The following is a 4793-nucleotide window of genomic DNA, read 5'->3' as shown; positions in this document are numbered from 1 at the left end:
CGGTCCGGTACAGCTCCTCGATTTCGCTCTGGCGGGTGCGAGTGGCGACGATGGCGCTGTCGGTCGCGTCATCGGCCTGGAGTACCTGCGCCAGTTCGCGGGTCAGTACCGCTTGTTGGGCTGCCGCCTGACGGATCAAGGGGTGGGCGTCTGCCGTGCTCTGCACCAGGGTTTCGGCGTCGACCAATTCCTGCCGCGCCAGTTTCTGTCGTGTTTCGCTCAAGCGCGCCGACAGCGCGGCGACCTGATCCTGGAGCGCCACGGCGCGGCGTTCGGCGGCATCGCGCTCGGCCTGCGCCAATTCCCGCCGGACTTCCACTGTACGCAGTTGTTCCTCGCGCAGGGCGATGCCGGCCAGCAGAGCGCTGCGCCGCGCTGCGATGGCCAGGGACGTTGCTCGCGCCAACAGCCCCCCGGTCGCGTCGTCGGTCTGCGGCCGGTTATCCATGGTCTGCAGGTTGGTCCGCGCCTGTGCCAGTTCGCGTTGCAAGGTGAGGGGCGCCTGGGTAAGCGCCTGGACTTGCCGGGCCAGCCTGTCGTATTCGCCGAGCGCCGCTTCGAGCGCCGACTGAGCATCCGACAGTGCTGCCCTGTGGACAGTAACGCCAGCACTGCGTGCCGGCAGGGGTAGCAGTTGTGGGCGAGCGTCGCGCAGGGCAGCGATGCGCCCGGGCGCCAGGCGTGCGCGACGCGCGGTATCGTCGCGTTTCTCGTGCTGCGCGGCGGCATCTTGCACAGCGCGCTGCGCGGCTTGCAGCTGCGCGGTGGCAGCGGCACGGTCGGCCTCGGTGAGCGCGCCGTCTGCCTGGACGGCACTCAGTTGCTGCTCGATGAGTGCCGTGTCGGGCACATCGTCGTCATCGGCGGCCAGGGCAAGGCCGCACAAGCCAAGCACCAGGCTTAGCGCACGCAACAGGTGCATGGACTCCAGAGCAAGTCCGCCGGCGCGGCCGCTGTTCGCCGTCGGCGGTTTAGGCACCCGCGGTAATGCGCCGACGTAGGGCGGCGGCGACCTCGGGGTGCAGAAATACCGACACGTCGCCGCCAAAGCGGGCCACTTCCTTGACCAGGCTGGACGAGATAAACGCGTATTGCTCGGCCGGCGTCAGGAAAATCGTCTCCACCTCTGGGCGTAGATGACGGTTCATGGTGGCCAGCTGGAACTCATATTCGAAGTCCGATACCGCCCGCAGGCCGCGCAGGATGACCTGTGCCCGCTGACCGGTGACGAAGTCCACCAGCAAGCCGTCGATCGGCATGACGCGCACGTTCGGCAGATCGCCAATGGCCGCCGACACGAGCTGCAACCGCTCGTCCAGACTGAACAGCGGCTGCTTGCTGATATTGCGGGCGACACCGACGATGACCTGCGCGAACAGCCGGGCCGCGCGCTGGATCAGGTCGACATGACCATTGGTGATGGGATCGAAAGATCCCGGATAGACCACCGTTGCCATTGCTTTCCCCGCGATCTGCCATGAGTACTGCTGGATAAGGTCGGCTCAGCCACCCTCCCAGCGCAGCAGATGATAGCTGACCTCGCCGGCGCGCTTGCTGCGCCAGATGGCCAAACCCGGTGGTAATGGCGGCGGGTCTGTGCGCGCGGCGTGCTCGATATACACCCACGCCCTGGCCGCCAGGCGTTGGCTTTCAATCAGGGCCTCGAGCAACGGCGCCAGGGCGTCGTCCCCGAACGGCGGGTCCAGGAACACGAGGTCGAAGCGACGCCCGCTGCCGCGCAGGAAACTGGTCGCCCCCAGGCACTGCACCTCGGCGCCGACGGCGCCCAACGTGGCGATGGCTTCGCGCAGATAGGTCGCCACGGCGGGATCGCGGTCTACCAGGACGGCGCTGTCGGCGCCGCGTGACAGCGCCTCGAAGGCTAGCGCGCCACTGCCGCTGAACAGGTCCAGGCAACGCGCGCCGTCCAGGCTGCCCTGTAGCCAGTTGAACAAGGTCTCACGCACCCGGTCGGGGGTGGGCCGGATCTGCCCGGCTGGTGGAAAGCGCAGCCGTCGCCCGCGCCAGCGCCCGGCGATGATGCGCACCTCATTGCGTAGCGCGCGCATCGGGTGTCTTCGGCCGCGGCGTCGCCGGGCCAGCTCCGGGGCCGCTGTCGCCGCCCACCCGTACCAACACCAGACGCTCCGGATCCACGCGCCGGGTAAAGGCGTCGCGTACCTGATCCACGGTCACCGCATTGACGCGCTCCACGTAGCGATCGAGGTAGTCCATGGGCAGGCCGTAGAAGGCCAGTACCGCCAGCTGTTCGACGATCTCCCGGTTACTGTCGAGGCGCAGCGCGAAACCGCCCGTGAGATTGCGTTTGGCGGCGTCGAGTTCTTGCTCGCTGGGTCCGTCGTTGACGAATTCGTCGAGTGTCTGGCGCAGCAGCGCGATAGCCTCGCCGGCCTGATCGCCGCGTGTTTGCAGGCCCATCATGAACGGCCCCGCCTGACTCATGGGTATGAAGGCGCTATAGGCGCTGTAAGCCAGGCCGCGCTGCTCGCGGATGACGTTGCTGACGCGCGACACCAGGCCTGAGCCGCCAAGGACGTGGTTACCCACCAGCAGCGGGAACAGATCCGGATCGTCCCGCGTCAGCACGGGCGCGCCAAGCAGGATATGCGCCTGGGCCGAGGGGTGGCGGATGCGCACGTCGTCCGCCTGTACCAGTGGCAGTACGGTCGATAAGGCCGGCGCTGCCTGGCCTGCCGGCAGGCCAGCCAGCACCCGCTCGACCAGCGCCGCCGCTTGCGCGCGGTCGACATCGCCGACCACCGCAACCACGGCGTTGCGGGCGACGTAGTAGCGCTGGTGGAAGGCGCGCAGAGCCTCCGGGGTGAGAGCCGGCAAGGCCTGCGGTTCGCCATCCGGCCAGCTGGCGTAGGGGTGGCTGCGGTAGGCGGCCTGGTAGAAGGCACGGCTGGCGATCTGGCCCGGCTGCTCGCGCTCCTGCGCCAGGGATACCTCCATCGCGCGTCGGCCCCGGGTCACCGCGTCGTCCGGAAAGCTTGCCCCTGCAAGCACTTTGCCGAGCAGGTCGGCGGCCGGATCGAGCAGCGGCGCGTCGGCCAGCGAACGCAGGGACACCACCGCCATGTCGCGCTGCGCCTGCGCACCGTACTGGGCGCCCAGGCGCTCGAAGCCAGCGGCAATCGCCTGCGCATCCAGACCCTCGGTACCGTCGAAGAGCAACCCGTTGACGAGCTTGGCCAGGCCCGGGGTGAGGTCGTCGCGGGCGCTGCCAGCGTCGAAGGCCACCCGAACGTCCACCATCGGCAGGTCGGGCGTGGTCACCAGCAGCACCCGGGCGCCGTTGTCGGTGGTCCAGGTTTGAATGTCTGGCAAAGCGCTGGCGGTGGCGCTCAGCAGTACCCCTCCCAGCGCGCAGACCAGGTGCAGGGCCTTACTGGGCAACGTCATGACGACCTCCGGAAACTGCCGGGCGCCGGCTCGGCAGGGCGCCCGCCTGGGGTCGCAGAATGCCGACCGTGAGTTTGTCCTGGCCCAGATAGCGCAAGGCGACCTGTTGCACTTGAGTGGCGGTCACAGCGCGGATGCGCCGGGCGTAGTCCTCGCCCACCTGCCAGCCGATGCCGATGGTCTCCAGCATGCCGATTTGCATGGCCTGGTAGAACACCGAATCGCGCTGGAACACCTCGGCGGCGACCACCTGCGCCTTGACGCGGTCGAGTTCATCCTCCGCGACGGGGGTTTCACCGAGCATCCTGAGCTCCGCCCTGAGCGCCTGCTCCAGCTCCAGCGGCGAGTGACCGGGCGCCGGCGTTGCCTCCAGCAGGAACATACCCGGCGCGCGGGAGAAAGCCCGATAGCCGGCGCCGACGCTGGCGGCGATTTCCTGGCCGCGGCGCAGGCGGCTGGCCAGGCGCGCGCTCTCCCCGCCATCGAGCACCCCGGCCAGCACTTCCAGGGCATACGGCTCCCAGTGGTCGGCGTCGGTGTCGGCCGCCGGCGCGTGGTACCCCATTATCAGGTACGGCACCTGAGCCGGGGCTTTGAGTTCAAGTCGCCGCTCGCCGCGTTGGGGCGGTTCGGTTTGGCGTTTGGGGGCTGTGACGCGGCCGCCCGGCAAGCCGCCAAAATAGCGCCGCGCGAGCGAGAACACCTGTTTCGGGTCGACATCGCCCACCACCACCAGCGTGGCGTTGCTGGGCTGGTACCAGCGCTGATACCAGTCCTTGAGGTCGCTGACGGTCAGCGTGGCGAGGTCGTCTTCCCAGCCGATCACCGGGTTACGGTAGGGGTGCGCAAGATACGCGGTGGCGTTGAACTGCTCGTACAGCAGCGACTGCGGCTGGTCGTCGGTGCGCAGGCGGCGTTCTTCCTTGACCACTTCCAGTTCCTTGGCGAACTCGCCGGCATCCAGGCGCAGGTTGCGCATGCGGTCGGCTTCCAGGCGCATGCTCACTTCGAGCCGGTCGGCCGCCAGGGTCTGGAAATAGGCCGTGTAGTCGCTGCCGGTAAAGGCGTTTTCCTCGCCGCCGTTCTCGGCAATGATGCGCGAGAACTCGTTCGGTCCCAGTCGGGTGGTGCCCTTGAACATCATGTGTTCAAGCACGTGCGAGGCGCCCGTCAGGCCGCCGGGCTCGTAACTGCTGCCAACCTTGTACCAGACCTGCGTGACCACCACGGGAGCGCGATGGTCCTCGCGCACGATGACCTTCAGGCCGTTGCTGAGAGTCTGTTCAAGCGTCGCCGCATGCAGCGGCGCGCCCGCCAGCAGCAGTAGCGCACAAAGAATCCGTTTCACCAGGGAAGGCTCCTTTTCG

At 68.1% G+C, this 4793-nt stretch carries 4 protein-coding genes and 1 pseudogene; all 5 read right to left on the bottom strand.

Annotated elements, in window-relative coordinates:
• Nucleotides 1–979: pseudogene (locus tag ABZF37_RS13560) on the bottom strand (hypothetical protein); the annotation flags it as partial.
• On the bottom strand, nt 972–1457 hold the full coding sequence (gene coaD / locus ABZF37_RS13555) for a pantetheine-phosphate adenylyltransferase (RefSeq protein ID WP_372720812.1): 486 nt from the start codon (nt 1455–1457) through the stop codon (nt 972–974). The gene coaD and the pseudogene ABZF37_RS13560, both read right to left, overlap by 8 nt.
• Before the next feature lie 45 nt (nt 1458–1502).
• Entirely contained in the window at nt 1503–2069 is a 567-nt protein-coding gene (gene rsmD, locus ABZF37_RS13550; protein ID WP_372720810.1) for a 16S rRNA (guanine(966)-N(2))-methyltransferase RsmD, read from the bottom strand.
• Nucleotides 2050–3426 carry a M16 family metallopeptidase gene (locus tag ABZF37_RS13545; protein WP_372720807.1) on the bottom strand — a complete coding sequence of 459 codons (1377 nt, stop codon included), beginning with the start codon at nt 3424–3426 and terminating at the stop codon, nt 2050–2052. The genes rsmD and ABZF37_RS13545 overlap by 20 nt, the downstream gene beginning before the upstream one ends.
• On the bottom strand, nt 3410–4774 hold the full coding sequence (locus ABZF37_RS13540) for a M16 family metallopeptidase (RefSeq protein ID WP_372720814.1): 1365 nt from the start codon (nt 4772–4774) through the stop codon (nt 3410–3412). The genes ABZF37_RS13545 and ABZF37_RS13540 overlap by 17 nt, the downstream gene beginning before the upstream one ends.
• Between the last annotated feature and the right edge of the window lie 19 nt (nt 4775–4793).

Source organism: Immundisolibacter sp. (assembly GCF_041601295.1).
Classification (GTDB): Bacteria; Pseudomonadota; Gammaproteobacteria; order Immundisolibacterales; family Immundisolibacteraceae; genus Immundisolibacter.
Note: the sequence above shows the minus strand (reverse complement) of the source record. Positions and strands in the feature narration are given on the sequence as shown.

Coding starts and splice junctions, on each gene's coding strand:
- coaD (WP_372720812.1), bottom strand. CDS start 1,457: ATGGCAACGGTGGTCTATCCGGGATCTTTCGATCCCATCACCAATGGT.
- rsmD (WP_372720810.1), bottom strand. CDS start 2,069: ATGCGCGCGCTACGCAATGAGGTGCGCATCATCGCCGGGCGCTGGCGC.
- ABZF37_RS13545 (WP_372720807.1), bottom strand. CDS start 3,426: ATGACGTTGCCCAGTAAGGCCCTGCACCTGGTCTGCGCGCTGGGAGGG.